At 72.9% G+C, this 26,292-nt stretch carries 22 protein-coding genes and 2 pseudogenes; 7 read left to right on the top strand and 17 right to left on the bottom strand.

Translation table 11 applies throughout. The annotated features are described in order from the left end of the window. Window positions 1-556: 556 nt before the first annotated feature. The gene (locus ACGF0D_RS41170; RefSeq protein WP_392883426.1) at window positions 557-1,432 is read left to right on the top strand and encodes a universal stress protein; all 876 of its coding nucleotides are present in this window, start codon (window positions 557-559) and stop codon (window positions 1,430-1,432) included. 74 nt (window positions 1,433-1,506) lie between these two features. On the opposite strand, the gene ACGF0D_RS41165 is transcribed toward ACGF0D_RS41170, so the two are convergent. From ACGF0D_RS41165 to ACGF0D_RS41155, 3 genes are all read right to left on the bottom strand, one after another. Then, window positions 1,507-2,079 carry an SMI1/KNR4 family protein gene (locus tag ACGF0D_RS41165; protein WP_392925354.1) on the bottom strand — a complete coding sequence of 191 codons (573 nt, stop codon included), beginning with the start codon at window positions 2,077-2,079 and terminating at the stop codon, window positions 1,507-1,509. 90 nt (window positions 2,080-2,169) lie between these two features. Further along, window positions 2,170-2,730, bottom strand: coding sequence for a hypothetical protein (locus ACGF0D_RS41160; RefSeq protein WP_392883429.1), 561 nt, complete (start codon window positions 2,728-2,730; stop codon window positions 2,170-2,172). Window positions 2,731-3,142: 412 nt separating this feature from the next. Beyond that, complete coding sequence (locus tag ACGF0D_RS41155) at window positions 3,143-3,865, bottom strand: ArsR/SmtB family transcription factor (RefSeq protein WP_392883430.1); 723 nt, start codon at window positions 3,863-3,865, stop codon at window positions 3,143-3,145. Between the two features lie 132 nt (window positions 3,866-3,997). Here ACGF0D_RS41155 and ACGF0D_RS41150 point away from each other — a divergent pair, with 132 nt between their 5' ends. After that, complete coding sequence (locus ACGF0D_RS41150; protein ID WP_392883431.1) at window positions 3,998-4,498, top strand: GNAT family N-acetyltransferase; 501 nt, start codon at window positions 3,998-4,000, stop codon at window positions 4,496-4,498. Between the two features lie 129 nt (window positions 4,499-4,627). Here ACGF0D_RS41150 and ACGF0D_RS41145 read toward each other — a convergent pair whose 3' ends face one another. Then, complete coding sequence (locus ACGF0D_RS41145; protein ID WP_392925352.1) at window positions 4,628-4,906, bottom strand: alpha/beta fold hydrolase; 279 nt, start codon at window positions 4,904-4,906, stop codon at window positions 4,628-4,630. On the opposite strand from ACGF0D_RS41145, the gene ACGF0D_RS41140 reads away from it, so the two are divergent. Then, the gene (locus tag ACGF0D_RS41140; protein ID WP_392925350.1) at window positions 4,895-5,263 is read left to right on the top strand and encodes a PxKF domain-containing protein; all 369 of its coding nucleotides are present in this window, start codon (window positions 4,895-4,897) and stop codon (window positions 5,261-5,263) included. The two genes, ACGF0D_RS41145 and ACGF0D_RS41140, sit on opposite strands and share 12 nt — an antisense overlap. A gap of 197 nt (window positions 5,264-5,460) precedes the next feature. Here ACGF0D_RS41140 and ACGF0D_RS41135 read toward each other — a convergent pair whose 3' ends face one another. From ACGF0D_RS41135 to ACGF0D_RS41095, 9 genes are all read right to left on the bottom strand, one after another. Continuing rightward, window positions 5,461-6,216, bottom strand: a complete 756-nt coding sequence (locus ACGF0D_RS41135; protein ID WP_392925348.1) for a thioesterase II family protein — start codon at window positions 6,214-6,216, stop codon at window positions 5,461-5,463. Continuing rightward, entirely contained in the window at window positions 6,197-7,411 is a 1,215-nt protein-coding gene (locus ACGF0D_RS41130; protein WP_392925346.1) for a thioesterase domain-containing protein, read from the bottom strand. Before ACGF0D_RS41130 ends, ACGF0D_RS41135 begins: the two co-directional genes overlap by 20 nt. Window positions 7,412-7,437: 26 nt before the next feature. After that, window positions 7,438-8,229, bottom strand: coding sequence for an Imm51 family immunity protein (locus tag ACGF0D_RS41125; protein WP_392925344.1), 792 nt, complete (start codon window positions 8,227-8,229; stop codon window positions 7,438-7,440). Window positions 8,230-8,389: 160 nt separating this feature from the next. Beyond that, a complete protein-coding gene (locus ACGF0D_RS41120) occupies window positions 8,390-8,887 on the bottom strand; it encodes an adenosine-specific kinase (protein WP_392925343.1) in 498 nt (165 codons plus the stop codon). Between the two features lie 178 nt (window positions 8,888-9,065). After that, the gene (locus tag ACGF0D_RS41115; protein WP_392925341.1) at window positions 9,066-9,935 is read right to left on the bottom strand and encodes a potassium channel family protein; all 870 of its coding nucleotides are present in this window, start codon (window positions 9,933-9,935) and stop codon (window positions 9,066-9,068) included. A 97-nt stretch (window positions 9,936-10,032) separates the two neighbouring features. After that, complete coding sequence (locus tag ACGF0D_RS41110) at window positions 10,033-14,352, bottom strand: hypothetical protein (RefSeq protein WP_392925339.1); 4,320 nt, start codon at window positions 14,350-14,352, stop codon at window positions 10,033-10,035. An 82-nt stretch (window positions 14,353-14,434) separates the two neighbouring features. Next, the gene (locus tag ACGF0D_RS41105) at window positions 14,435-15,970 is read right to left on the bottom strand and encodes a hypothetical protein (RefSeq protein ID WP_392925337.1); all 1,536 of its coding nucleotides are present in this window, start codon (window positions 15,968-15,970) and stop codon (window positions 14,435-14,437) included. A gap of 198 nt (window positions 15,971-16,168) precedes the next feature. Next, a complete protein-coding gene (locus ACGF0D_RS41100) occupies window positions 16,169-16,588 on the bottom strand; it encodes a VOC family protein (protein WP_392925335.1) in 420 nt (139 codons plus the stop codon). Continuing rightward, on the bottom strand, window positions 16,585-16,707 hold the full coding sequence (locus tag ACGF0D_RS41095) for a hypothetical protein (RefSeq protein ID WP_392883593.1): 123 nt from the start codon (window positions 16,705-16,707) through the stop codon (window positions 16,585-16,587). The genes ACGF0D_RS41100 and ACGF0D_RS41095 overlap by 4 nt, the downstream gene beginning before the upstream one ends. A 521-nt stretch (window positions 16,708-17,228) precedes the next feature. Here ACGF0D_RS41095 and ACGF0D_RS41090 point away from each other — a divergent pair. Both ACGF0D_RS41090 and ACGF0D_RS41085 read left to right on the top strand, forming a co-directional pair. Next, window positions 17,229-17,738 (top strand): hypothetical protein, encoded by a 510-nt coding sequence (locus ACGF0D_RS41090; protein ID WP_392883453.1) that lies wholly within the window; start codon window positions 17,229-17,231, stop codon window positions 17,736-17,738. A gap of 438 nt (window positions 17,739-18,176) precedes the next feature. Next, entirely contained in the window at window positions 18,177-18,320 is a 144-nt protein-coding gene (locus ACGF0D_RS41085; RefSeq protein WP_392925357.1) for a hypothetical protein, read from the top strand. Window positions 18,321-18,417: 97 nt separating this feature from the next. On the opposite strand, the gene ACGF0D_RS41080 is transcribed toward ACGF0D_RS41085, so the two are convergent. Together ACGF0D_RS41080 and ACGF0D_RS41075 are read right to left on the bottom strand one after the other, a co-directional pair. Then, window positions 18,418-18,924, bottom strand: a complete 507-nt coding sequence (locus ACGF0D_RS41080) for an alpha/beta hydrolase (RefSeq protein ID WP_392925333.1) — start codon at window positions 18,922-18,924, stop codon at window positions 18,418-18,420. A 480-nt stretch (window positions 18,925-19,404) separates the two neighbouring features. Further along, window positions 19,405-20,391: a hypothetical protein gene (locus ACGF0D_RS41075; RefSeq protein WP_392925331.1), complete on the bottom strand. Its 987-nt coding sequence runs from the start codon at window positions 20,389-20,391 to the stop codon at window positions 19,405-19,407. A 616-nt stretch (window positions 20,392-21,007) separates the two neighbouring features. Here ACGF0D_RS41075 and ACGF0D_RS41070 point away from each other — a divergent pair. Next, window positions 21,008-23,401: a CAP domain-containing protein gene (locus ACGF0D_RS41070; protein ID WP_392925329.1), complete on the top strand. Its 2,394-nt coding sequence runs from the start codon at window positions 21,008-21,010 to the stop codon at window positions 23,399-23,401. 156 nt (window positions 23,402-23,557) lie between these two features. Here ACGF0D_RS41070 and ACGF0D_RS41065 read toward each other — a convergent pair whose 3' ends face one another. Beyond that, window positions 23,558-25,321, bottom strand: a complete 1,764-nt coding sequence (locus tag ACGF0D_RS41065) for a S8 family serine peptidase (protein ID WP_392925356.1) — start codon at window positions 25,319-25,321, stop codon at window positions 23,558-23,560. A 329-nt stretch (window positions 25,322-25,650) separates the two neighbouring features. On the opposite strand from ACGF0D_RS41065, the pseudogene ACGF0D_RS41060 reads away from it, so the two are divergent. Beyond that, window positions 25,651-25,812, top strand: a pseudogene (locus ACGF0D_RS41060) (HD domain-containing protein); the annotation flags it as partial. A gap of 399 nt (window positions 25,813-26,211) precedes the next feature. Here ACGF0D_RS41060 and ACGF0D_RS41055 read toward each other — a convergent pair. After that, a pseudogene (locus ACGF0D_RS41055) lies at window positions 26,212-26,292 on the bottom strand (lytic transglycosylase domain-containing protein); the annotation flags it as partial.

Here is a 26,292-nt window from a genome sequence, read left to right as displayed (position 1 = left end):
TGCTTTCCGCTCCGTTTCCGGGGCTTCGTTCATCCAACTCGCCGGTGTCTTCCGGGGCTTGACGCCCTGTCCGACGTTTCAAACTCTAGCCGATCCCCGCTCCGAAAAGCGAATCCGACCGCAACCCGATAAAACGAGCACGCCAAATAAGCACCGAGCCGCGACGCGGAAATGCCGACGCGCCCCAGCCCGAACCTGGGAAGTGGAGTTTCAGAGGATTGGCCGCCCCGGGACCGTCCGCGCCGATGCGTGTCCGGTGCTCCCAGTCGAGCGACTTGGAGACAGTACTCCTCCTTGGCGCCCGAGACAAACGCCCTGCGCGAAGGGCCGTCCATCACGCCCTGTCCGACCCGTAGACGGCGATCCAGGCACTGAAGACCGCCTTCGGCTGAGCGCGCGACGGCTCCCGTGCGCCGAGCGGCCAGGCCGAGGGCTGAAGGTCCCGGCGGTGGGTTCCGTCGGTCCCTGGGCTCCGACGGGGCCGGGCGGCAGATTGGTGGGGCAGCCGGGCGGCAGTCGCTCCCGGCGCTCTCCACTCGATCCCAGGGGGATACCTGTGACGACACAGAAGATCCTGGTCGGCCTCGACGGCTCACCGCGGAGCGAGACCGCCGCCATGTGGGCGGCCGCGCAGGCCCACCGGCTCGGAGCGCCCCTGCGCCTGCTCCACGTCTGGCCCTGGCTGAGCGGCGAGAACGTGGACCGGGCCGAGCCCGGGGACCTGCGGCCCGCCGCGCTCGACGCCCTCACCCGGGTCGCCGACCGGATCCGCCTCGCCCACCCGGACCTGACGGTGGAGACCGCGGTGCGGCCCGACGATCCGGTGGACGGGCTGGTCGCCGAAGCGCGGGACCAGGAGATGCTGGTGCTCGGCTCCCGGGGCCTCGGGGGGTTCGTCGGCCTGCTGGTCGGCTCGGTCTCCCTCGCCGTGGCCGCCCGCGCGACCGTTCCCACGATCCTCGTCCGCGGGGCCGCGCCCCTTCCCCACGGGAACGCCGGAACCCCCGGTGAGGTCGTGGTCGGGCTCGACTCCGACGATCCCGGGGAGGCCGTCCTCGCCTTCGCCTTCGCGGAGGCGGAACGCCGCGGCGCCGCACTGCGCGCCGTGCACGGCTGGGAACCGCTCCCCGCCTGGGCCTACGGCAGCATGCTGCCGCCCCCGATGGACCTCCCCGAGCAGGAGCGGACGGAGACGGCCCTGCTCTCGCAGCTCCTCGCGGACCACCGCCGGAGGCATCCGGACGTGGCGGTCGTCGAGGACGTCCGGCTCGGCGGCGGGGCGAGGGCCGTCCTGGACGCGGCCGCCGGAGCCGATCTGGTCGTCATCGGCCGACGCGAGCGCCGTCACCGGCTCGGCATGCTGCTCGGTCCCGTCGCCCACGCCGTGCTCCACCACTCCGCCGCCCCGGTGGCGGTGGTCCCCCACCCGTGAGGCCGGACCGCGCCCTCCGCCCTCCGCCGCCCAGGAGTACCAACGCGGCAGGAGGCGCCCGGCCGCCTGGTGCGTCAGAAGGCGGTCACATCGGCGCGGACCCGGGGAAGAGCCCAGGGTTCCAGCACGCCGCCCACCAGGTCGGCCAGGAACTGCACCGCTCCTCCGGTGTAGTGCCACCACGCGGAGCTCCTTGAGGCGACCGTGACCGTCCACTCCTGTGGGCCGGCGGGGCCGGTGGTCCACAGGAAGAAGTCCCCCTGGTTCGACCCGGCCCACGGCAGGAGGCCGCCCGGGGTCGGATACGGGTGCAACGGGTCGGTCAGGTCGGTCTCCTCACACCACTCCCCGACGGTCTCCAGTTCTTCCCGCATGCCCCGCAGCCAACGGTCCTCGTGACCTGGTGTCGGACCGCCGATGCCGAGGAAGTCGCCGAGCACGAAGGGCCGGTAGCGCTCGCACAGCAGCTTGTAGTCGGCGGGCAGAGCCGTACCGAGCCCGGCCTCCACCAGCTGCCAGTCGATGGACTCGGGAGCCGGGAGGCGGAGCTCGGACAGGCCCGGCACGACGGCCTCCAGAGCGGCGAGGGCCTCGTGGAGGTCGGTCAGGCGACGTGCCGGTGCCTGCGTGCCAACAAGATCGTCCATGCGATCAGGGTGCCAGCGCGGATGGCGGGTTCCGTCACCGGCCCGTTCGGGGGCGCGGGGCCGATGACGGACTTGTCGGGCGGGGTCCGCTCAGCCGACGGCCGGCCTCGGCCGGTGGGTCAGGCGGAGCACCATCGTGGAGGCGACCTTGCGTGCGGCGGCCGACGAGCCGCACCCGGTGCTGACGCCGGTGCCCACCCCGTGCAGCGTGTCACCGGCGAAACGCGCGCTGTCGGAGGTGACACCGCCGGCGGCGACCAGCGAGGCGGTCCCGTCGGCCTTGACGACGTCGGTGTGTTCGAACCCGAACGTGGAGACTGCGCCGTCGGCCCAGGTGACGCGGGTGGCCGAGGTGTCGCCGTGCTCGTCGGCGGTGCATTCGGTGCGTGGCAGGGAGACGGTGTGGTCGACGGTCCCGGCGGCGAGGGGTTTGCCCGCCGGGTCGACGCACGTCAGGGTGCCCGTCATGTGCAGGGTGTCGGCCTGGGACGCGTTGCCGCGGCCCGGGGCGGCGGGGCCGTCGAAGGTGCCGTGGAGGGTGCGCACGCAGGTGGCGTCGACCTCGGGCTCGGCGGAGGCGGCGAGGGCGGGGATCGCTGCTTCGAGGAGTGCCACGGCGGTCAGTGCGGCGCCGACGAGAACGGGTTTCATGGATCGGCTTTTCCTGTCGAATTCCGGTAAGAATGATGAAATTCCTGCGGCGCGATGTCGTTCCCGTATCCGGGAGCCACAGCAGGAGTTTCCCGTAACTGCGAAGTCCGTGATCGCGGTCGGACGGTCGTCACGCTGGACGGGGCCGTCGAGTCAATGCCGTCTCCACGCCGGCCTGTTGCGCCCCTGCGGCAGTGCGCCGGTGGACGGGCTCGGCTTGGCCCCGGCGCACGTCGCCGTCCCCGTCCCCGTCCGCACACCGCCACCCGAGTCGGACACCGAGAAAATGCGACGTTTCGCATCATCGGACACGGTGGCCCCCTTCGGAATTCGGCTGCGGATTTCTGGAACCGCAGAATACCGAGGAGCAGTGGGCGGCGCCCCCGGCCACACCGTCGCGACCGCCGAAGGATCAGAGGTCGGCGGGCGACAGACCGAGGTGGTCGTGCCACGCCCGGCGGCCGGCGGGCGTCACGAGGAGAGCGCGGGTGGTGCCGATGCGCGTCATCCATCCGCTGGCGAGTGCGTGGGCGCACAGGGCGGCGCCCACGGCGCCGGCCAGGTGGGGACGGCGCTCCGTCCAGTCGAGGCAGGCGCGCACCGGTGGTCGGCGTGAGCCGGCGGGCAGCGTGACACCGGTCTCGGCGAGCCAGCGGGCGCCCTTGTCGGTCAGGCCCGGCTCGGGGCCCCACTCCAGCAGTCCGTGCTCGACCATCGCGTCGGTGATCGCCAGCGCGACGGTTCCGGCCAGGTGGTCGTAGCACAGTCGCGCACGGGCCAGTGCCTGCTGCCGGCCGGAGGCCGCCAGCGAACGCGGCGGGGCGCTGTGCCGGGGGGCCAGTGCGGCGAGGCTCTCGATCAGCTCGATCACCCTGCGGTCGGCCACCTGTACGTAGCGATGGCGTCCGTGCCGTTCCTCGACGAGGAGTCCGCCGTCGACGAGCAGGTTCAGGTGCGAGGTCGCGGTGGACGGTGCGACGCCGGCATGGCGCGCGAGCTCGTTGGCCGTCCACGCCCGGCCGTCGAGCAGGGCCAGGCAGAAGGCGGCCCGGGTGCCGTCGGCCAGCAGCCTGGCCACGCCCGCCAGGTCCACACCCACGTCCTGGCCCGCACGCTGAATGTCCACGGTGCCCATTGTCGTCGACGTCCCTTCGACCTCCGTCGAAGTGTCCCCGCCCTACCGTCGGGCTGCGCGCAGGGCTCACCGGCCCCGCGCCGTCATCCGCCCGCGAGGCCGTGCCGCCCTCGCTCACCCACTGGAGCCACCATGACCGCGTCCGACCCGACCGTCACCGCCTCCCGCCGTCCCGGACTCCCGATGGGCCTGGTGGTCACCGACGCCCCCACCCCGGCGGACGTCGCGGTGATCTCGGACGCGCTGGACCGCTTCAACACCGAGCACACGGGAGTCGCGGACCGCAGGCCGCTGTCCGTCCTGGTCCATGATCCCGAGACGCGCCAGGTGGTCGGCGGACTGACCGGGCGGACCTCGCTCGGGCTGTTCTTCCTCGACCTCTTCTACCTGCCGCCACGGCTGCGCGGCGGTGGGCTGGGAACGGAGGTCCTCGAACGGGCCGAGAGCGAGGCCCGCGCCCGCGGCTGCCGCACGGCCGTGCTCTACACGATTACCTTCCAGGCCCCCGGCTTCTACGAGAAGCAGGGATGGAGGCGTCTGGGAGAGGTGCCCTGCGACCCGCCGGGCGCCGGCCGGGTCTTCATGACCAAGGAACTCGCCGCCCCGACCGGCGAACCGGCTCGGTCGCGGTGACGTCGGCGGGCGCACGGCCGACCGGAGCGGTGGCGGATCGCCTTGGCGGTCGCGGCTGCGCCCGCCACGGCAGCACCACCGCTGCGGCGCCCGCCGTTCGGCTCCCCGCCCAGGAGGGTCCGGACGGTCCTAACGGGTCAGCAGCCCGGCCACCGCGTCGGCGAAGGCGGCGGGGACCTCCTGCGGGACGTTGTGTCCCACGCCCGGGAGGAGGCGGTGTTCGTACGGTCCGGTGAAGCAGTCGCGGTCCTCCGCCGCGCTCGGGCCGCCCACGCCGTCGGCGCCGCTTTCCAGCACCACGGTGGGTACGGAGACCGGCGGCTGGGCGGCGATGAGGTCTTCGGGACCCTGGTAGCGGGGGTCGCCCTCGACCAGGCCGTACCGGTGCCGGTAGGAGTGGATCACCACGTCGACGAGTTCCCGTTCAACGGCTTCCTGCCGCCGGTCGCCAACCCGCCCGCGGTCAACCGGGCCCACGCCGGACAGACCGTCCCGATCAGGTTCGGCCTCGGCGGCGACCGCGGCCTCGGCGTCATCGCTCCGGGGTACCCGACCGCGCAGCACGTCGACTGCACCACCGGCGCGCCGCTCGACCCGCCCACCCCCACCAGCAGCCCGGGCCACGTCCGCCTCCGGTACGACGACAGCAGCGGCGTCTACACCTATCTCTGGAAGACCGACCGGGCCTACGCCCTCACCTGCCAGGTGTTCACCCTCGGCCTGGTCGACGGCAGCACCCACACCGCGCTCTTCCGGTTCGGCTGAACCTTCGGGACGGCCCGATGGCGTCGGCCCCCGGTGTGCGGACACATCGGGGGGCCGACGGCGGTGCAGCGACGAGGGACCCGTCCTGGTGGCCGCCCCATGAAGCCGGCGGCGCCGACCTCGTTGCCAGAGCGGCGGGGCCGTGCCGTGACGGCCCGGAGCGGTCGCTGCCGGTCCGGGCCGTCACGGGCGGGTGCTCAGGCGGCGGCGGTCAGCCGGTCCGTCATCGTGCGGACGATCGCGGCCTGGTGGGCGGCCAGGTAGAAGTGGCCGCCGGGGAAGACCCGCAGGTCGAAGGGGCCCTCGGTGTGATCGGCCCAGGCGGCGACCTCGTCGACGGTGGCCTTGGGGTCGTTGTCGCCGGTCAGGGCGACCAGCGGGCAGCGCAGGGCCTCGCCGGGCTCGTAGGCGTAGGTCTCGGCTGCCTTGTAGTCGGCGCGGGTGGCGGGGAGGATCATGCGCAGGATCTCCTCGTCGCCGAGCAGTTGGGCGTCGGTGCCGTTCAGGCTCCGCATCTCCTCGATGAGGCCGTCGTCGTCGCGCAGGTGCACCGTCTCGTGGCGGTGGGTGGAGGGGGCGCGGCGGCCGGAGACGAACAGGCCGGCCGCCACCAGGCCCTTCTGCCGCTCCAGGCGCCGGGCCACCTCGAACGCCAGGGTGGCGCCCATGCTGTGGCCGAAGAACGCCAGCGGCCGGTCCGTCCACGGCAGGAGCGCGGCGAAGACCCGGTCGGCGAGGTCGGGGATGTTGTCGAGGAACGGTTCGGCGCGGCGGTCCTGGCGTCCGGGGTACTGGACGCACAGGACGTCCACGGACGACGGCATCGCCCGGGAGACCGGGAGGAAGAAGCTCGCGGAGCCGCCGGCGTGCGGCAGGCAGACCAGGCGCGCCCCGGCGTCCGGGCGCGGGTGGAACCTGCGGATCCACAGGTCGTCAACAGGAGGGCTGTTCACGGGAGGTGTCGTTCCTTGCTTCGTGGACGGGAGGTGGACTCGGGGGGGAGGGCGGCCGGCCGGCGGCGGTCACTCCCCCACCGGGCGGAGCTTGTCCAGCCACTCGTCGACCGCCGCGGCGGCCTCGTGGGGCGTGGCGCTCCATCAGGGTGTAGTGGTTGCCGGGCACCTCGGTCACGGTGTCGGCGTGCTCGGGGGCGGCGGGGCGATCGTCGGCGTCCGCATCGTTGCGGGCCATCCAGTCCGCGGCCCGGACGACCAGCGTCGGGGCGGCGGCCTGCGGGGCGTCCCAGTCCTCGAAGATCCGCAGGTACCCGCCCATCGCGGTCAGCTGGGTGCCCGGCGCGGAGACGAACTCGAAGCGCTCCGACTGCCCCTCCACCACCGCCGACTGGAACCGTTCGCCCATGCGCTGACGCCGGGTGAAGCCGTCCAGCATGACGATCCCCGCCACCGGACGGCCGAGCCGCTCCAGGTGGCAGGCGACCGCGTGCCCGACCCAGCCGCCCGAGGAGTAGCCGACCGGCACGACCGGCTGATGGCCCACGCTGCGCTCGATGGCCGTCGCGTGCGCCTCGATCAGCGCCTCGACGTCCCCGGGCAGGTCCTCCCCCAGGGCGAAGCCCGGCTCGGACAGCGCCCAGATGCCGCGCCGGCCGCCGAACGCGGCGGCGAACCGGGCGTACTGGTGGACTCCCGACGGCGCCATGTACGGGCCCAGGCAGACCAGTGCCGGGCCGTCCTGGCCCTGCGCGAACTGCACCGGCTCGGGCAGGTGGTCGGCGGCGGACGCCGCGTCGAAGACCGGCCGCAACCGGGCGGCGGCGGTGACCAGTTCGATCCCCTCCGTCAGCCGGCCGAGTTCACCGGCCCGGCGGTAGAGCGACACGATGAGGTCCTGCGACTCCGACGGCTCCGGCGAGCCCGTGCCGGCGCCCGCTCCCGCGGCCGGGGCCCCGGGGGCGCCGCGCTCCGCCAGCAGGGACTGCAGCCGCCGGCCGACCTCGACCGGGGTGCGGTGGTCGAAGGCCAGTGTGCTCGGCAGCCGCAGGCCGCTGGCCCGGCTGAGCCGCTTGCCGAACTCGACCGCGGTGAGCGAGTCGAAGCCCAGCTCCAGGAAGACGTGCTGCGCCTGGACCGCCTCCTTCGAGGGGTGGCCGAGCACGGCGGCGGCTTCGCCGCGGACGAACTCCACGATCTCCGAGGCGTGTTCGGTGGCCGTCAGGGCGGCGAGCCGGCGCAGCGGGGGGGCTCGGCGCCGTCCTCGGTGTCGTCCTGGGCCTCCTGGGCGGCGAGCAGGCGCGCGACCTCGGGCAGATCGCCGATCAGTGGGCTGGGCCGGGCCGCGGTGAAGCCGGGCACGAAGCGCTCCCACTCCACGGCGGCGACCACCAGCGTGGTGTCCTCGCACTCCACCGCGCGGCGCAGCGCCAGGACCCCCAGCTCGGGGCTCATCGGGTCCAGGCCGCGCGAGCGCAGGCGCTCCTCCGAAGCGGCGTCGACCATGCCGCCGCCGCCCCAGGCGCCCCAGGCGACGGAGGTGGCGGCCAGCCCGCGGGCGCGGCGGTCCTCGGCCAGCGCGTCGACGAAGGCGTTGGCGGCCGCGTAGCCGGCCTGCGCGCCGCTGCCCCAGGCCGCGGCGCCGGAGGAGAAGAGCACGAAGGCGTCCAGCGGGCGTTCGCCCAGCAGTTCGTTCAGGTGCGCGGCGCCCAGCACCTTCGCGCCCAGCACCGCGGCGAGGGCATCGGCATCCTCGCCGAAGGCGCAGAACATGCCGGCCTCGGAGTCGAAGTCGAGGCCGCTGTCGAGTCGGCCGGCCAGTTGCGGAGCGCGGGCGAACAGCGCCGACCTGGCCACGTCCTCCCAGCCGTAGCCGTTGCTGTGCTGCCCGCACTCGGCGAACACGTCCTCGGAGGCGACCAGGTGACTGCCACTCAGAATCAGGCAGAACGTGCCCGGCTTGTGGTCGAACTCGAAGAACAGCAATGGGGAGAAGGCTTCGCGATCGATCATGCGTCGACCTTACGAAGTCGCACCGACAGACCCGGTCCCTACGAGCGGTGCCTTGAACCGCCCTTCCCCGCCGACGCCTTCGGGGCCGACGGAGCAGGTCCGCGGAGCCGGACCGAACGCAGAGCCCAGAGCACTGCGCTCGGACTGCTGGACGATGAGTTCAGAGCTTGTAGCCGATCTGGCGCAGCAGGCCGTGGCGGTCCGCGGCGTCCCCGTCGGTCTCAACCCCGACCGGTGGTACGCCGTCGATCACGCCGATCACGCCGCGGCCCCGACCGGTGACGGCCAGCAGGACATCGACCGGGTTGGCGGTCGCGCAGAAGACGCCGCAGAGCTCGGGCACCAGTTTGAGGGTGTTGAGGACGCTGACCGGGTAGCCGCCGCGCAGCAGGATCACGAAGGAGTGGCCGGCACCGATCGCCTGCGCGTTGCGTACCGCGAGCGGCACCAACTCGTCGTCGTTGCCTGACCGGCGGACGAGGCAGGCGCCGGAGGCCTCGCAGAAGGCGATTCCGAAGTGCAGGTGCGGGCCCACCGAGGCCATGGCCTCGTGCAGGTCCTCCACGGTCTTGATGAAGTGCGACTGCCCGATGATCACGTTCACGTCATCGGGCTTCTCGATGCTCACCACGTCGAAGGACAATCCGGCAGCTGCCATCAGGAGCCTCCTGCTCTCGCTGGTCGTCGGACGATGCACGTGGTCCCGATCATGTCCGCCGGACCCGTGTGCAGCCGGGACGGCACGCAGGCGAAGCGCCGCCCGGGTCAGCCGGGAGGACGTCGGAGGAGAGGTCCGGCCGGATGTGCCGCCGATGCCGTCAGGGCCCCACCCGGGTTCAGACGCCGTCGTCCGCCCCGGCCGCAGGCGGCTCGGGGCGGGTTCCCGCAAGCCTCTGGGCCAGGTCGGCGACCTCGCGACGCAGGGCTGCCACCTCTGCGGTCAGGGCCTCCAGGGGTGCGTCCGCGGACGCGGTGGCCGCGGCGGTGGGCGTGGCCGCGGGCGACGACGACTCGCCGACCTCCTCGGTGGACGTCCCGCTCCTGTCGAGTCGGAGAAAGCTCGCCAGCGACCCCGCGAGCACACCCAACACGGCGATCCCGGTGATCATGATGGCCGTCGCCACCCAGCGCCCCGACAGGGTCTCGGGAACGATGTCCCCGTAACCGACCGTGGTGATGGTGACGATGCCCCACCACAGGGCATCGCCGACCGTCGCGAACTCGGGGTTGACCGGGCTCTCGGCACGGTACGCGGTCAGCGAGCCGACCACCACGATCCCGATCGCCACAACGGCGACCCGCCCCAACTGCTCGAACAGGTGGCGGGCTCCTCGGCTGACCATCACCAGACGGGCCAGCCGAGCCAGGCGCAGCATGACCGCGAACCGGCCCGCGGACGCGCCGGGGAACAGGAACCACGGCGCGGTGGCCACCACCACGAACAGGTCGAAGCAGCCCAGTCCGGTGCGCCCGTAGTGGTGACGGCGACGAACGTGCACGACGTAGTCGGCCAGGAACACCAGCCAGGTGGCGATGCCGACGACGACGCCGACCGCCCCGCCCGACTGCGGGACGATGACGAGCGGCAGAAGAGTCGAGACCACGAGCGGCAGCCGCATGGCGGCGTCGAAGCGCTTCAGGAACGCGGCGTCGCGCGCCGACCGGGGCTCGCCCGGCCGACGCTCCGTTCCGGGGGCACCGTCCATGCACGCGAGCATGCCAGACCGGCCGCGGCGTTCCCGTGAGCGCGGCTCCTGTGGCGCCTCGCACGCGCTGCCCGACCGGCGGGGAACGGTCCCATGGTCACAGCGGGGCGTCCGGGGTGCCGGTGCCGGCGGGGTCGGTGGGCAGAGACGCGATGTCGATCGCGAGGTAGCCCGACCGCGTGCCCGCGATGAGCAGTCCGTGGCCTTCCGCCAGTGCCTCGACTCCGTCCGCGAGGTTCAGTGTCTGCCCGGTCCGGGTGTGCGGGTCCCAGATCCGCACCGTCTTGTCGATGCTGCAGCTGGCCACCCGCGCCGTGCCGTCGGGCGCGTCGAACGCCACCACCGCGCTCACCCAGTAGTCGTGGCAGGTGAGGGGTGCGCCTTCCAGGGCACCGGTGGCCGGGTTCCAGACCCGCACCGTCCCGTCACCGCCGCCGACGGCCAGGCGCGGCGTGCCGTCGGCCGCGTCGAACACCGCCGCTTTCCGCGCCCCGCTGGTGCTCCCGGTGAGGGGGCCGCCCTCCTGGGTGCAGGTGATCGGGTTCCAGATCCGCACGTTCCCGTCGCCGTCGCCGGCGGCCAGGCGCGGCGTGCCGTCGGCCGGGGTGACCACCATCAGCGAATCCACCCCCCTGCCGTTCCCGGTGAGGGGCACGCCCTCCTGGGCGCGGGTGGCGGGGTTCCAGATCCGCACCGTCCCGTCACCGTCACCGGCGGCCAGGCGCGGGGTGCCGTCGGGCGCGGTGAACACCGCCATCGCACGCAGCCAGCTGGTGTGGCCGGTGAGGGGCGCGCCTTCCTGCCGGCCGGTGGTCAGGTTCCAGATCCGCACCGTCTTGTCGTGGCTGCCGGTGGCCAGGCGCGGCGTGCCGTCGGGTGCGGTGAACACCACCACCGCCATCACTCCGTAGATGCCGTCGTCGACGGGTTCGCCTTCCTGGGGGCGGGCGGCCGGGTTCCAGATCCGCACCGTGTGGTCCTCGCCGCCCGTGGCCAGGCGCGGGGTGCCGTCGGCCGCGGTGAACTGCACCAGCGCACTCACCCAGTGGTCGTCGCTGGCGACGGGTACGGCTTCCAGGGCGCCGGTGGCCGGGTTCCAGACCCGCACCGCCCCGTCATAGCTGCCGGTGGCCAGGCGCGGGGTGCCGTCGGCCGCGGTGAGCACCATCATCGCCGCCACTCCGAAGTTGTGGCCGGTGATGGTCTCGCCGTCCTGGGTGCTGGTGGCGGGGTCCCAGATCCGTACCGTCCCGTCGCCGCCGGTCGTGGCCACGCGCGCGGTGCCGTCGGGTGCGGTGAACGCCACCACGGCGAGGACGACGCCGCTGTGGCCGGTGAGGGTTCGGCCTTCCTGGGCGCCGGTGGCGGGGTTCCAGATCCGCACCGTCTTGTCGTCGCTGCCCGTGGCCAGGCGCGCGGTGCCGTCGGGCGCGGTGAACACCGCCACCGCGTTCACCTCGTCGGTGTGGCCGGTGAGGGTTCGGCCCTCCTGGGCGCGGGTCGCCGGGTCCCAGATCCGCACCGTCTTGTCGTCGCCGCCCGTGGCCAGGCGCACGGTGCCGTCGGGCGCGGTGAACGCCGCCACCGCGGCGACTGCGCTGCCGTGGCCGGTGAGGGGGACGCCGTCCTGGGTTCCGGTGGCCGGGTCCCAGATCCGCACCGCCCCGTCGTCGCCGCCCGAGGCCAGCCGCACGGTGCCGTCGGCTTCGGTGAACACCGTCACCGCACGCACCTTGTCGGTGTGGCCGGTGAGGGAGGGGCCGTCCTGGGCGCGAGTGGCCGGGTCCCAGATCCGCACCGTCCGGTCCGCACCGGCCGAGGCCAGCCGCGGAGTTCCGTCGGGCGCGGTGAACAGCGCCACCGCGTTCACCTTGTCGGTGTGGCCGGTGAGTTGCAGGTGGAGTTGACGTTGCCGGACTTCGCCGACGGTCAGTTCCGGAGGCCATCCGCGCGGGTCGCGGGGGCGTGCTTCGGCCGGGGGTGGGGCGCCCTGGATGTAGCTGGTGCCGAGCCGGCGCCACCAACGGCGCCAGCCGGCCGCACTGTCCGCCGACTGCTCGGGGCCTGCGGTGTCGCGGGCGTGATGCTGGAGCAGGACGGTTCCGGCGATGGCCGGGGGCAGTTCGTGGGAGGGCAGGCCGTGGTCGAAGGCCGCGGCGGTGATGCTGGTGAGGTCGAGGGCATCGAGGACCTCGGTGTGGTCGGCGAGGGTGTGGAGGGCTCCGGCGGTGTGGCCCAGGCGGGCGTGGGCGGCGAGGTGGTGGCGGATGTACGGGCTGACGACCGCGTCCGGCGGGGCGGCGGCGTCCTCCTGCGTGCCCAGGCTCTGCCGGCCGTGCCGGGCGAGGGCGGCGGTGAGCAGGGCGTGGCCGCCGGCCGTGTCCGGGTCGGCGGTGAAGTGTTCGGTGAAGGTGCGGTGGGCGAGGCGGTAGACGCTCCGTTCGTGTTCGTGGTCGAGGGTGAGGTAGGGAGCGGCGTCCCGGAGCAGCTCGGGGATGCCGGCGCCGGTGTCGGTGCGGCTCTCGAGGGCGTGGACGGCGAGGGCGTCGGCGGCAAGGGCCCAGATGCCGTCCTGGGCGGGCAGGCCGCGGCCCTGGGCGAGGCCGAGGGCGCGCAGGAGCGGGGCGTAGTCCGGGTTGGTGCGGTGGAGTCGCTGGAGGGCGCGGGTGAACAGTTGGCGGTGGGTGCGGCCGATCAGGGGGGTGGGGTCGCTGAGAAGGCCCGGGTCGTTGAGGAGTTCATGGGCGGCGAGCCGGACGTAGAGGAACTGCTGTGGTTCGGCGCCGTGTTGCTGGTGGTCGGCGACGAGGCGGTGAACGGCGTCCTCGATGGTCGCGTCGTCGGCGTCGAGGGCGCCGCGTTGTCTGGCGGCGTCGAGCTTGGCGTGCAGGTATCCGGCGAGGGCCTGAGGGTCCTGCTTCACCTCGACGTGTTCGACATCGGCCCACTGTTGGACGTCGGCCCGCGGTCCGGCCTCGCGACGGGTCGGCCGGGTGCGGTCCGACCGGGGGCGGAGCGCGTCGAGGATGTCGGTGTCGGTGGGGGCGGGCTGGTCGGGGCCTTCGTGGGTGGAGCGGCGGGTGCCGATGACGACCCGGACAGCGGGCAGGGCGGCGAGGGGGCGCAGCAGGAGGGCAGCGATGAGCAGCGGCTGCTCGGCTTCGTCGAGGGCGTCGAACAGCAGCGTCAGCCGGGTCGGCCGGGCGCGCAGCCGGGCGACGAGTCGGGCGGCGAGGACGGCGGGTGGCTGACCGTCGTCGGCGTGCCGGACGAGGTCGGGCAGGCCGACGGCTTCGGCGACGAGCTGGACGGTGCGGGCGAGGCTGAGGCCGGAGAGGTGGGCGACGAGGTCGAACGGGTCGTCCGGGCAGGGCACTTCGGCGGGCAGCGCGGTCAGGTGACCGTGGCGGACGAGGACGTCGCGCAGCCGGGTACGGGTGTGCAGCAGGACGTGGCCGAGGAGGGCCGACTTGCCGGAGCCGGCGGGGCCGGTGACGACGAGGGTGCCACGGGTCGCGGTGGCCAGCCAGCGCAGGATGTGGTCGCGCTCCTCGGTGCGGCCGTGGAAGTACCAGGCGAGTTCACCGAGTTCGGCACCGGACGCCTTGGGGAGGAAGTGGCGCTGCTCGTCGGTGGGCAACCGGTCGATGACGTCCTGGAGTTCGGCGAGCTGGTCCAGCGGCGCGGACACCGTGGTGGCGGCATCGGGGGTGAGCCGCACGAGCCGGTCGCCGGGCACGGCCCGGTCCCCGCGGTAGCCGCCGCGCAGTTCACGGTTGAGTTCGACGCCCAGTTCGGCGAGGCCGATGTCGGGCTTCCCGCGGAAGGTGACGCTCAGGACGCGGCGGAGGGCGCCGGTGAAGGCCCCGAGTTCGGTGTAGCCCTCGGCCGCGGTGGACAGCAGCAGGTAGCGGCCGGCATCGCGGTACTTCCTGCCGAGGAGGACGCGGTGCACCTCCTGGGCGAAGTCCTGGGAGAAGCAGGCGTCGATGACGACGATCGCCCAACTGTCCTCGCTGTCGGGGTGGATCTGGCGGCTGCCGATGGCGCGGGCGACCTCCTCCGGGGAGATCCCGTCGTCGATGGGGGCGGGGGTGCGGTGGTGGGCGAGGTGTTCGGCGCTGCCGTGGCCGACCCAGTAGAGCACCGTGTTGCCGCCGCGGGAGGCGGTGGGCCGCTTCCACTCGCCGAGCCGGTCCTCGACGGCCTGCCGGTCCCGTTCGTCCTCGGGGGTGGTCCAGCTGTTGACGCGCGGACCGTAGGGAGCGAGCAGGTCGGCGATCGCCCGGACGTGGGCCTCGGTGTCCAGGGCGGGGTGCTGCCGGTAGGCGGTGAAGTTCACCGGGAACAGCTCGATCCCGCCGCCCTCGGGGGACGGTTCGGTCGGGTTCCGGTCGGTGCCGACGGGTGTGGCCAAGGCGGGATTCCGATTCAGGCGTCGGGCGGGCTGGCGAGGCGGAGGTTCGGGCGTCGGGTGCGGTCGAGGCCGGGTTTCCGGTTCAGGCGTCGGGTGGGCTGACGAGGACGAGCTGGGTGATCGGTACGTGGTCCTCGACGTCCAGGGTCACGCGGTACAGGTCGGGCGCGTCGGCGGTGAAGCGGGCGGCAAGGGCGCCGTCCGTACGGTCGGGGTCGCGGCGGAGGGTGAGGGGGTGGCCCATACGGCCGGTGGTGGCGCTGCGGACGGTGAGGCTCCCCCTGGCCGGCGTGTCGAGGCCGGTCGCGTGGAGGGTGAGCGGCTGCCCGAACGTCCCACCGAGTTGCGGAGTCTCCAGGCCCGGTCCGGCGCTGGTGCCGGAGAGGCGAGGCCCCTGGGGGCGTTCCAGCGCGATGTTGCGGAGCTGGCGCAGGACGTCGTCGTGGCGCATCAGGGTGCCGTGCTGGCCGAAGACGTAGGTGCGTGCCTCAGTGCCGCCGGCCTGGGCGGACGGGGTGTGGACGGTGCCGTCGCCGCGCGAGTCCCGGCGGGCGGGGATGCCGGTGGCCGGGTCGCGGACGAGATCGCCGTCCTCGCCGGCGTCGAAGGAGTGGTGCCGTCCGACGGCGACCGCGTGCCCGGCATACTGCTGTTCGTCGAGGGTCTGAACGGTGGGCTGTGCCTCGCCGACGATCGCGCGGTGCCCGGGCATCGCGAACGGGTGCTCCCAGCGGCGGGTGTGCTCGTCGAGCGAGCGGGCGGCCAGGTGTTCGTCGCCGCCGAGCCTGGCGACATCGGAGGGCGTGAGCCGGTCGACGTCCAGTCCGCGGTCCAGGCAGCGGTAGTCGGGCAGCAGGTCGTGGACGCCCGGCAGGGTCGCCGCCATCGCCTGCACCTGTCGCAGCAGCCTGGCCGGCTTCGCCCCGGCGTGCAGGAGGTTGAGGGTGAGGACGGACTTCACGGAGCCGAGGAACGGGGTCCCGACGGTGACCACCGCCCGGGTGTCGGCCGCGAGTTCGGGGTCCTGCTCCAGCGCGGCCCGCACCACCAGCCCGCCCATCGAGTGCGCGGCGAACAGCAGCCGCGGCTGCCGCCCACCGGCGGCCCGCCACTCGGGCCGGGCGGCGACCCGCTCCCGCCAGCCGGTCAGGTGCGCGCGGGCCGCCCGGGCGAGCACCGCGCCGTTGTAGGCGACGGCGAGGCGCCAGTCGTACGGGAACGGCGCCACCGCCTCCGGCGCCAGCGTGACCTCCCGCAGGGCCTTGACCGCCTCGCTGTAGGGGTCCAGCCCCTCCAGGACGGGCAGCCACCACGGCTTCGCCAGCAGCCCGGTCGCCCGGACGCGGGTCAGCGGCGCCCGCCGGAAGGTGTCCGCGTCGGCGGCCCGCTCCGACTCGTCCGCCCGCAGCGCACCGAACAGCCCCCCACCGGCCGACGCACCCGTCAGCATCCCGAGGTCCACACCCCACAGCGGGCGGCCCGTCGCGGCGTCCTCCAGGACGCTGCCCATGATGCCCGGCACCACGACACACGCGTCCGGCGTCCGGTCCTCGAACACCGGCGGCACACCCGGGTAGGGCACCGCGCCGCCGAACCCGCCGTCCCCCAAGCTCCCCATGCCACCCGACGATAGGGGAGCAGACCCGCCACGCGTGCGGCTTCGTCAAGAACGGCCGCGGATGACCGTTGCCGGGCGTGCGGCGCCGATGCCGCGGCTCACCCCGGTGTCGCCAACTCCCATAGCCGCACCGTCGTTCCGTCCTTCGAAACCGTGTACCAGCTGCCGCGTCACGACCTGTGGCTGGGGTGATCGTCGTCAGTCCGGTTCGGACGGGTCGATGGCGACGAGTTCGACCTCGAAGCCGTCGGTGTTCTCCAGGTAGGCGGCGTAGCTCTGTTCACCGCCGGCGTGCGGGTGGCGGTCGGGGAACATCAGGTTCCAGCCGTGCCGCGGCGCCTCGGAGGCCAGCGCCTCCACGGTGTGGTGGTCTTCGACGTGGAACGCCAGATGGTTCAGCCCGGGCCGGCACCGGTCGTGCCGGCCGGCGGTGAGGTCCGGGGACTGCTCGAAGACCAGGTAGGTCGCTCCGAGCTTCCAACTGCGGCCGTTGCTCCAGCTCTGGAAGAGCGTGTAGCCCAGGGCCTCCAGCAGCCAGCCGAAGGAGACGACGGCCCGCTCCAGGTCCGGCACCCAGATCTCGACATGGTGCAGTGCCCCGTTGGTCGGCCGGATCATGCCGCCACCACCGGGGCCGGTCCTGCCGGGCGGCCCGCGCCGGCGAACATCGACCCGATCGGATCGGTCGAGCGCAGGTGGGCCCGGTGCTCGGCCGGGAAGTCATGGAACGTCAGCAACTCGTCCTCATCATCGTGGGTGATCTCGCAACGGCTTCGGGGAACGTCGCCCCATACTGCCGGACAACCGCCTTGACGGCACCGGCCGCATGCTCGCGGAGCCCCGACGACTCCCCCGACCCGGACCTCGACCACGCTCGCCACCTCGCTCACAACCTCGCTCACCACGTCCGCCGAAACACCGCCCCGAGCTCGGCAAGCCACCGCGGACCAGCCGGGAACACCGGCGCGCCCTCGGGCACGTAGGGTTCCGCAACCGACCCAACGGCCCGCCGGGACTGCCGTCCTCGGCCCGCACCCGGCCACCGTTGTCGGCCTCCTCCTCGCGCCACCGGCCACTGACCGGCGTCCGTCGTCGACCGGCCTTGGCCGATCGGACTCACCGACGCGGCACGGCGCACGGCCGGCCGTGGCGCCCGCCCACGAGTGCCTTCAGCCCGGGGCCGAACCATGCGCAAACCGCACCAATCCCCCCAAGGAAGCGGTACGTTGGCGCTGCCGACCATAAGGAGAACCACGACGTGACCATCGACCAGGCTGCCCTCGGCAGCGCCGTGAAGGCCGTCGCCGCCGCCGCGCGCGACGATGACGTGGCTGCGCTGTACCAGGCCGTGATGCCGCCGACGGGCGTGGACACCCCTCCGCGCGAGGCCGCCCAGTGGTTCGGATTGCTCCTTGTCCATCTGGCCCTCACCGCCGCGAACGCTTCGAAGCTGGAACAGGGCTGCTCCCGGGAGGCCGTGTCGGCGTGGATCAAGGAGACACTGGGCCCTGTGCCCACCCCGGCGCTGCTGCGTGCCGAGGATCCTGTCCGCATCGACCACGTCGAGGCGGTGAGCGCCGCAGCGAGCTACTCCCAGTGCCATGAGTACGCCGTCGACCTGGTCCGGCTGGGCCTGACCGACCCGGATGCGGCACCGGACGAGCGGGGCGTCGACGCCCACTGCGCGGTGACGAACGACAAGAAGACGCGGATCATCGTGATGGCGATGCTCGGCCGCCTCGCCGCCGATTCCGGCGGGCGAGGCTGACGGCGCCGCTTCGGTGGTGCGCGGGCGCCGGGCCGCCTTCGGGCTGCCCGGCGCGGTGGCCCAACTCGACGTTTAACATCCGGCTGCGCTCGGACTGTGTCGATTGTCAGTGGGTACTGCCATGACGCGGCGCTCTACAGCGACGGGCGGGTGAAGACGCTGGTGGACCTGGCGCTGGCGCCCGAGCACCGGCGCGGGCACGGAGCCCTGTGCGACACGTTGAACCGGGGCCGCCTGGACGTCGACAGGCTGGACCGGATCCCACTGGGAGAGCGCCGGCTGGAGTGGTGCCGCCCTTCAACTGGGGCTGCACGCTGTGGTAGGTGGTCGGCTTCCGCGACGTGGACGGCGCGATGTGGTCCAACGCAGAGGGCTGACGTCGACCGACGCGATCTGCGGCCGGCGTCCCCCGAGGGGCTGTCCGGGCCAGGCCGGTGGATGCACGAGACGGCCGTCCGGGACGGGCAGGAGGAACTCGCCCGCGCAATCACCTACCTCTTCGGCGACGCCGAATGCCCGCGCTGTGCCGGCGTGTTCACCATCGCGGACGAATACGCGTTCGCCAACTGCCCCGGCTCGTAGCGACCCACCGGTCCGCGGTCCGCAGTCCACGACGTCCCGGCAGGCTTCCTCCGGTTCGTGCTCCGATCGCCGGCCCGGTTCTCCTCCGCAGCTGTCGTCACAGGCTCAACAGCAGGTCCCGGACCGCCGCGGGCTGGGACAGGAACGGGTGGTGGCCGGCATCGAGCTCGACGACGCGGCCGGCGCGGCGGGCGAACTCGCGTTGCAGCCGCGGCGGGGTGCCCCGGTCCTGAGCGCAGACGAGGTAGGTGGAGGGCAGTTGCCGCCATGCGGCCGCGCCGACCGGCTGCCCGGTCACCTGGAGGCTCTGCCGGGCGAGGTGGTCGGCCGCCTGCGCCTGGACCTCCGGGTCGCAGTCCTGCAGGAAGGTGTCCGCGAGCGACTGCGGGCGGACCCCGAACGTGCCGTTGTCGGGGTCGACGTCGAGGAAGGGGGCGGGGTGGCCGTCGCCGAACTGCGACAGGCTCTGCCCGACCTCGGGCAGGTAGCTGGAGACCAGCAGCAGGTGGCGCACCGACCCGACTCCCGCGGCGGCTTCGGCGGTGACGATGCCGCCGTAGCTGTGGGCGACCACGACGGTCGGCTCGTCACTCGCCCTCAGCATCTCCCGCACCGCGGCGACGTCCTCCGGGAGACCCGGCCCGCCGAGGCCGCCGGGCACGCCCGTCTCGCCGCAGCTCGGCGGTGCGGTGCCACCACCACGACCCGTCCCGAACACACGCCCCGTGCACGAACACGACTCTCATCGCCACCTCCACGTCGGCCTCGACCTCGACTGATCACGTTCACCACCCGGGGCGGCGGATGCCGCACGGCGCGCCGGTGGCGACCGGGCCTGCTCGCCGCGGCATTTCGGCAGAGGCATCACGTGATCGGTTCAGCGGGTTGTCGCGCTCCTCCGCTTCCCCTCCGGGGTGAAGGCGAAGGTGTCGGGAACCGGGCCCTGCCCGAATCGCACCGCCAGTAGGCGGCTTCCCGCGGACTCGGTCACGTCGCCTCCGTCGTCGAAGGCCTGCTCCCCGGCCGGGTGCCACCGTGGTTCCGGGAGCGGAACAGACCGTGGCCCGGGCCCGCGCCGTGAGGGCTACTGCATGATCTCCAGGTGCGGGTGGTCGAAGGAGACCGGGCAGTAGTAGAGCTGCATGTTGTAGCTCCGGCCGATCTGGATGCCGATGTCGTCGTCCGCGTCCCGGTCCTCGACGGGGTCCCAGCCGCTGCCGTCCAGAGCGCCGGAGCTGATCGTCAGCAGCGGGTTCATGACCGACTCGCAGGCGCTGCACCGCATGACCCACGCGTCGCGGAAGCTCCACGGCCCCCAGCCGCCGACCTTCCAGCCCGGAGCGACCGACAGCTCGAACTGGTAGTAGGCCCGGAACTCGTCGGCCGACCGGTATCCGGGGTCCTTGCCGGTGAACTCCTGCTCGCACCAGTCCGCGATCCGGCTCGCCAGGCCCGGCTCCAGTTCCGGCGACGACGGGTACTCCGTCACCACCTCCGGGTGCAGGACGCACGGCTCGGGCACGTACTGGCCGTGGTTGGACGCGTCTGCGGGCTCCGGCTGTACGGCCGACACCCCGCCGACCTCTGCCGAAGAGCGCCACACCAGTCGGGTGGCCGGCATCCACTCCGGTTCGTGTTCCAGGGGGCACCACAGCACCTGGAGCAGGTCCGCCCCGTCGGGGCAGGGCAGGCCCGGGACGTCGCGCGCGTAGAGCTGGGCCACCGGCACGAGGAGGTTGGGCTCCCCGCTCCACGGATGCCCCTCGTACGTCGCGTTCAGGGCCGCTTCCTCCTGTGCGGTGCGCGTCCCGCCGGCCCAGCCGATGTCGAGGAGTCTGCGGCGCAGCCGAACGTCGGCGGGCGACACGGGCGGCTCGCCCTCCGGATGCGGCTCGGTGCACACGGGCCAGGGCTCGTCGGCCGGCCACAGCAGTGGGCCACCGACGGAGCTGTCTCGGACGGTCGGCGTGCCCAGGCGCGGGTGCAGACGCACCGTCCGGCGGGCCAGGGGCGCCAGTTCGGGGAAGACGGCGGCTATGTCGACCGGGCGCGGTGGAGTGGTGCGGGCCATCGGAACCCCTTCACAGGAGCGGGGGAGGCTGACGAACGGACCCTATCCGTCACCACGGACAAGACTGTCCCGGCATCCTCACGGCACCCTCGCCTCCGGCGGCGACACCGACGGCGCGCTGGACCTGATCGCCGACACCCTGCCCGGGGACCCCTGGGAAGCCACCGTCACCGCCTGCCTGGCCGCGCTGTGCCGCCGGCACGCCGGACACCCCGCCACCGACCCCGCCCCGATGCTCGACCGCTACGAGCAGCACCAGCGCGAACCGCAGTCCGCCGTCTTCGGCACCCGCCTCGGACTCTCCCTCATCGAGTGCGCTCGGGGCTCGGTTCGGCGGCCCCGGGAACGCGCAAGTTGCGATCACCCACACGGGGTAACAGGCTGAAAGCGGAAGCGGGACGGGTGTCGAACCTCGCCGTGCTCGTCGCATCCGGCAGGGGTGAGGGCTGGGCCCACGAGCGGCTCGTCTCGGGTCGGCGCCCGCCGTTCGGCACCGAGCCCGGCTCGGCCACTCGGTTACCCGGCCACTCGACCACTCGGCTACTCGGCCACTTGCGCCGCGACGACGCCCCCGTACCGCGGCCGGTGCCGCGGTGGACGCGGATGAGGTTCTCCCATGCCCACACCCACACCCTTCACCCTGCGCGGCCTTCGTCGAGGTCGTCTGCCGCATTCCTTCCGGGCGGGCGCGCCGGCCGCGGTTCTCCCCGGGGTCGTCACCGAGTACGCCCTGTCCACCCCGGGTAGCTCCTCCTACCCCTGGGACCTGGCGGTCGGGCCGGACGGCAATCTGTGGTTCACCGAGTACGACCGGGGGTTGGTCGGGCGGATCTCCCCGGGTGGGGCCGTCACCGAGTATCCCCTGCCCACTCCGGACGGCGGGCCGACGGGGATCACGGCCGGCCCGGACGGGAACCTGTGGTTCACCGAGTACGACAGCGGCATGATCGGGCGGATCACCCCGGCCGGTGCCGTCACCGAGTACCGCGTCCCCAGCCCGAACAGCTTCCCGTGGGGCATCACGGCCGGCCCGGACGGCAACCTGTGGTTCACCGAGTACGACAACGGTGTGATCGGGCAGATCACCCCGGGCGGGTCCATCACCGAGCACCCGTTGACCGACGCGGGCAGCGGCCCGACGGGGATCACGGCGGGGCCGGACGGCAACCTGTGGTTCGTCGAGTCCACCGGCAACCGGATCGGACGGATCACCCCGAGCGGGAACGTCACCGAATACCCCGTCCCCACCTCGGACAGCTCCCCGTGGGACATCACGGCGGGGCCGGACGGCAACCTGTGGTTCGTCGAGGGCGCCGGCAACCGGATCGGACGGATCACCCTGGGCGGGGACATCGCCGAGCACACGGTGCTCACCGCGGGCAGCCAGCCCTCCGGGATCGCGGCGGGCCCGGACGGGAACCTGTGGTTCACCGAGTACGTCAGCGGCAAGATCGGGCAGATCACCCCGGACGGGTCCGTCACCGAATTCCACCTGCCCCCCGCGGACAGTGGGCCGACCGGGATCGTCGTGGGGCCGGACGGCAACCTGTGGTTCAGCGAATACGACAACGGTGTGATCGGGCAGATCACCCCGGGCGGGTCCATCGCCGAATACCCCTTGCCCGTACAGAACAGCCATCCGCTCGGGATCGCGGCCGGGCCGGACGGCAACCTGTGGTTCACCGAGTCCACGGGCAGCCGGATCGGGCGGATCACTTCGACGGGATCCGCCACCGAGTTCCCGCTGCCCACCCCGGTCAGTCTCCCGTTCGGCATCACCGCCGGGCCGGACGGAAACCTGTGGTTCACCGAGTACTTCGGCGGTGCCGTCGGGCGGATCACCCCGGCCGGGGACATCGCCGAATTCCCCGTACCCCATTCGAATGCCTTCCCGTTCGGCATCACGGCCGGGCCCGACGGAAACCTCTGGTTCACCGAGTACTGGGACGGCACGATCGGGCGGATCACCCCGGCCGGGGCCATCACCGAGTTCACCCTGCCCACCGAGGGCGGTCGCCCGCTGGGGATCGTGGCGGGGCCGGGCGGAAACCTCTGGTTCACCGACTACTGGAACGGGACGATCGGGCAGATCACCCCGACGGGATCCGTCACCGAATTCTCCCTGCCGACCCCCGACAGCGGGCCGACCGGCATCGCGGCCGCCCCGGACGGGAGCCTGTGGTTCACCGAGTCCAGGGCCGACCGGATCGGGCGGATCACATCGAAGGGATCCGTCACCGAACACTCACTGCCCAACGCGGGCAGTTCCCCGTACGCCATCGCGTTCGGCTCCGACGGAAACATGTGGTTCACCGAGTCCACGGGCAACCGGATCGGGCGCATCACGTCGACGGGATCCGTCACCGAATATCCGCTGCCCACCGCGGACGGCCACCCGTACGCCATCGCGTCCGGGCCGGACGGGAACCTGTGGTTCACCGAGTACTTCAGCGGCATGATCGGACAGATCACCTCGGGCGCCGGTCCCGCGCCGAATCCGCTGGAGCAGGAGCTCTTCGACCTGGTCAACCGGGCACGGACGCACCCGGAGTTGTACCCCCTTCTCGAACCGGACCCGCAGGGAGAGGCGAAGATGAGCGCCTGCCCCAGCCCCTTCCAGTTCTCCCAGCAGCTCAGGAACATCGCGTACGACCACAGCAGTTACCTGTCCACCGTTCCCAGCGCCCAGGTCCAGGTGGACCCGAACATGCATCTGGGGCCCGACGGGAAACTGGTGTGGGACAACGGCGAACCCATGGACCTCGCGGGCTACCACACCTACCGCGGGGAGAACGTCTACTTCCAGCAGGGGCAGCCCGAGCCCGCCCCCGATCCCGCTCAGGCCGTGGAGTTCTGGATGCAGCGGGACTCGGCATGGCACTGGGCGCACCGCAACCTCATCCTCAACTGCGCGGCCCTGGAAGCCGGCGTGGGCTACTACCACCAGGCCCGACCGCCGGGCAGCACCGAGATCCAGCACTACTGGACGCTGGACGTGGGGACGCGCTGATCCGACGCGGCGTCGCCGGGTACGCCACCCCGGTGGCACTCGGCGTCCCGCTCGCTGCCGGCTCGCGAGACCGGCCGCCCGACGCCGTGGGGCATCGGGCGGCCGGGTGGAACGGGGAGGCCATGAGGTTCAGATGGTTCAGAGGGTTCAGAGGGTTCAGAAGGTGAGGTTCCAGGCGTCGATCGTGCCGGTGTCGCCGGCGGCGCCGTCCTTCACCCGGAGCTTCCAGGTGCCGTTCGCCGCGCTCGCGGCGGCGTTGACGGTGTAGGTCTTGGCGACGTTGTCGGTGCTGTCGCTGTCGGCGAAGTCCTCCAGGAGGTAGACCGTGCCGTTCGGGGCGACGAGGGAGAGGACGAGGTCACCGCGGTAGGTGTGCTTGATGTCCACGCCGACCTTGAGCGTCGCGGGCGCGTTGCCGGTGACGCCGGTGACGGTGATCGGGCTCTCCACCGTGGTGTTGTCGGGGATCGCCACGTCGGCGGTGTTCTCGAAGTACGTGCCGGTGGGCGGGGTGGCGCCGCCGACGGCCTTCAGCGCGTCGACCTGGCCCTCGCCGAAGAAGCCGTTGTTGGCGGTGGTGCCGGTGCAGCGGCTGTCGGAGACGGGGCAGGCCAGGTCGTTGGCCTGGCTCGCGAGGCGGGCCCGGATGTCGGCCGGGGTGAGCGTCGGGTCGGCGCTGGCGAGCAGCGCGGCGACGCCGGTGACGTGCGGGGAGGCCATCGAGGTGCCGCTCTTGGTGCCGTACTTGCCGCCGGGCAGGGTCGAGTAGACGCCGGTGGCGCCGTCGCCGCCGGGCGCAGCGACGTCGATGACGCCCCGGCCGAAGTTGGAGTAGGAGGCCTTGCCGCTGCCGCTGCCCGTGGCAGCGACGGTCACCACGCCGGGGAGTTCGGTGGGGATGTCGAGGCAGGCGTTGCTGATGGTCCGGGTGGTCGGGGTGGAGTCGTTCGGGCTCGCGGTGTCGGTGGTCTTGTTGGCCAGGTCGTAGTTGGAGTTGCCGGCCGCCGCGACCTGCAGCGAGCCCTTGCCCTCGGCGTACTCCTGGGCGCGCTTGACGCCCTCGATGAGGGCCGCCTGGTCGAGGTCGTTCGGGCAGTTGAACTGCCACGGGTCGGTGTAGTAGCTGTTGTTGGTGACCTTGAAGCCGTGGTCACCGGCCCAGACGAAGCCGCAGACGGTGTTCTCGGCGAAGAAGAGGGTGCTGGTCGGCTCGGCGATCCGGACCGAGGCGATCTTCACGCCCGGCGCGACGCCGATGACGCCCTTGCCGTTCTTCGCGGCCGCGATGGTACCGGCGACATGGGTGCCGTGGGTGTCCACGTCGCGCCAGGCGCCGCTGCGGGTGTCGGGCTTGCCGTAGGCGCAGGAGACCGAGTCGGCGGCGTCGAAGTTCGGCGCGAGGTCCTGGTGCTGGTCGTCCACGCCGGTGTCGAGCACGCCGACCTTGACGGACGGCGAGCCGGTGGTGACGTTCCAGGCCTGGTCGGCCTTGATCTGGGTCATGTCCCAGCGGTTGGACTCGGTGAGCGTGGTGACCGCCTGGGCGGGGTTTGCGGGCAGCGCCGGGCTGTAGGCGTCGGCCGGCACGTCGGAGGTGCGGGTCGCGCCGACCTGCTGGATTCCGGTGACCGTCCGCAGCGAGGCGGCGAAGCCGGTGCTGGTGGAGTGGGCGACGATGACGCCGATCTGGTCGTAACTCGCGAAGACCGTACCGCCCTTGGCCGCGACGGCGGCCTTGGCGGCGGCGACGTCGGCCGGGGCGCTGATCACCAGGTAGGCGCGGGTGCCGGCGGCCCAGCCGGCCGCGGAGCCCGCGACGGCGGGGGCCTGGGCCGCGGGGGCGGAGACGGCGCCGGGGACGGTGGGGGTGGTGGTCGCGGTGGCGGCGGTCGCGAACGCGGTGGGGGTGGCGAGCGCCATGGCCGAGAGCACGGCGAGGGCTGCGGCCGGGCGGCCGAGCCGCCGGGATATCAGGGGTGACACGTGTCCTCCGATTCGGCCCGTGCGTGAGGGGGATCGCACGGGAATTGAAGGAAACATGCCAGATTGAACAGGAGTTGGGGAAGACTTTACGCCTGACGACTTTTCACGGAAGCGTTACGTTTTGATGTCATGGAGCCCCCGGCGCCCCGGGCGGGGCGCTTGCGGCAGCCGGCGGGGATGCTGCGAGCCGGCCACCGGTTTCCGGACGGCGGTCGGCGAATGCCAGCGCAGAGCAACCGGCGTCCGTCGCCGCCCAGCCTTGAGCGATCAACCTGCCCCTCGCGCACCGGACCGCCGAGTCGCTGCTCACGGGCGCCCCCCAGCGCTGGGCGCACTCCTGTCGGGCCCTGGAACAGGCCCGGCTCCTCGCCCCGATCCTCGGTGCCGATGAGGAGCCGGTGCGCGTCGCCGCGTTCCTCCACGACGTCGGGTACGCGCCCTGCGCGGTCGACACCGGCCAGCACATGATCGACGGCACCCGGCGGGAGATCTTCTCCGATACGGGGACGGCCTGCCGCCCTGTGGAAAAGTCCCGGGCCGGAGATGCCCGGTTCACCGACGCCGGGCCACCGCCCCTGGGCGTCGACTTCCGAGCACAGGGGCCGACGGCCCGTCCCCATTCCCTCGTACCCGGCCGGGCGGTGGCAGAGACCTCGGGGCCGCGGCGCTGCCATACCACGGCGGACGCGACGCCCGGCAGTCCGTCCCGGCCGCCCCGGGAACGGGGTGAGGGCCCGTGTCGCGCGGTTGCGCGGCGCGGGCCCTCGTGGGTCACTCCGGTGGTCCCTGTCCGGCTCCCGGGGTGTGGGGGAAGCCGATGGGTCGGCTTAGTACCAGTGGTGGGACTGCCAGAAGTTCCAGGCGGCGTTGGGGCTGCCGTAGCGGGTGTTCATGTAGTCCAGTGCCCA

It is taken from the genome of Kitasatospora sp. NPDC048298 (genome assembly GCF_043201465.1).
Lineage (GTDB): Bacteria > Actinomycetota > Actinomycetes > Streptomycetales > Streptomycetaceae > Kitasatospora.
Note: the sequence above shows the minus strand (reverse complement) of the source record. Positions and strands in the feature narration are given on the sequence as shown.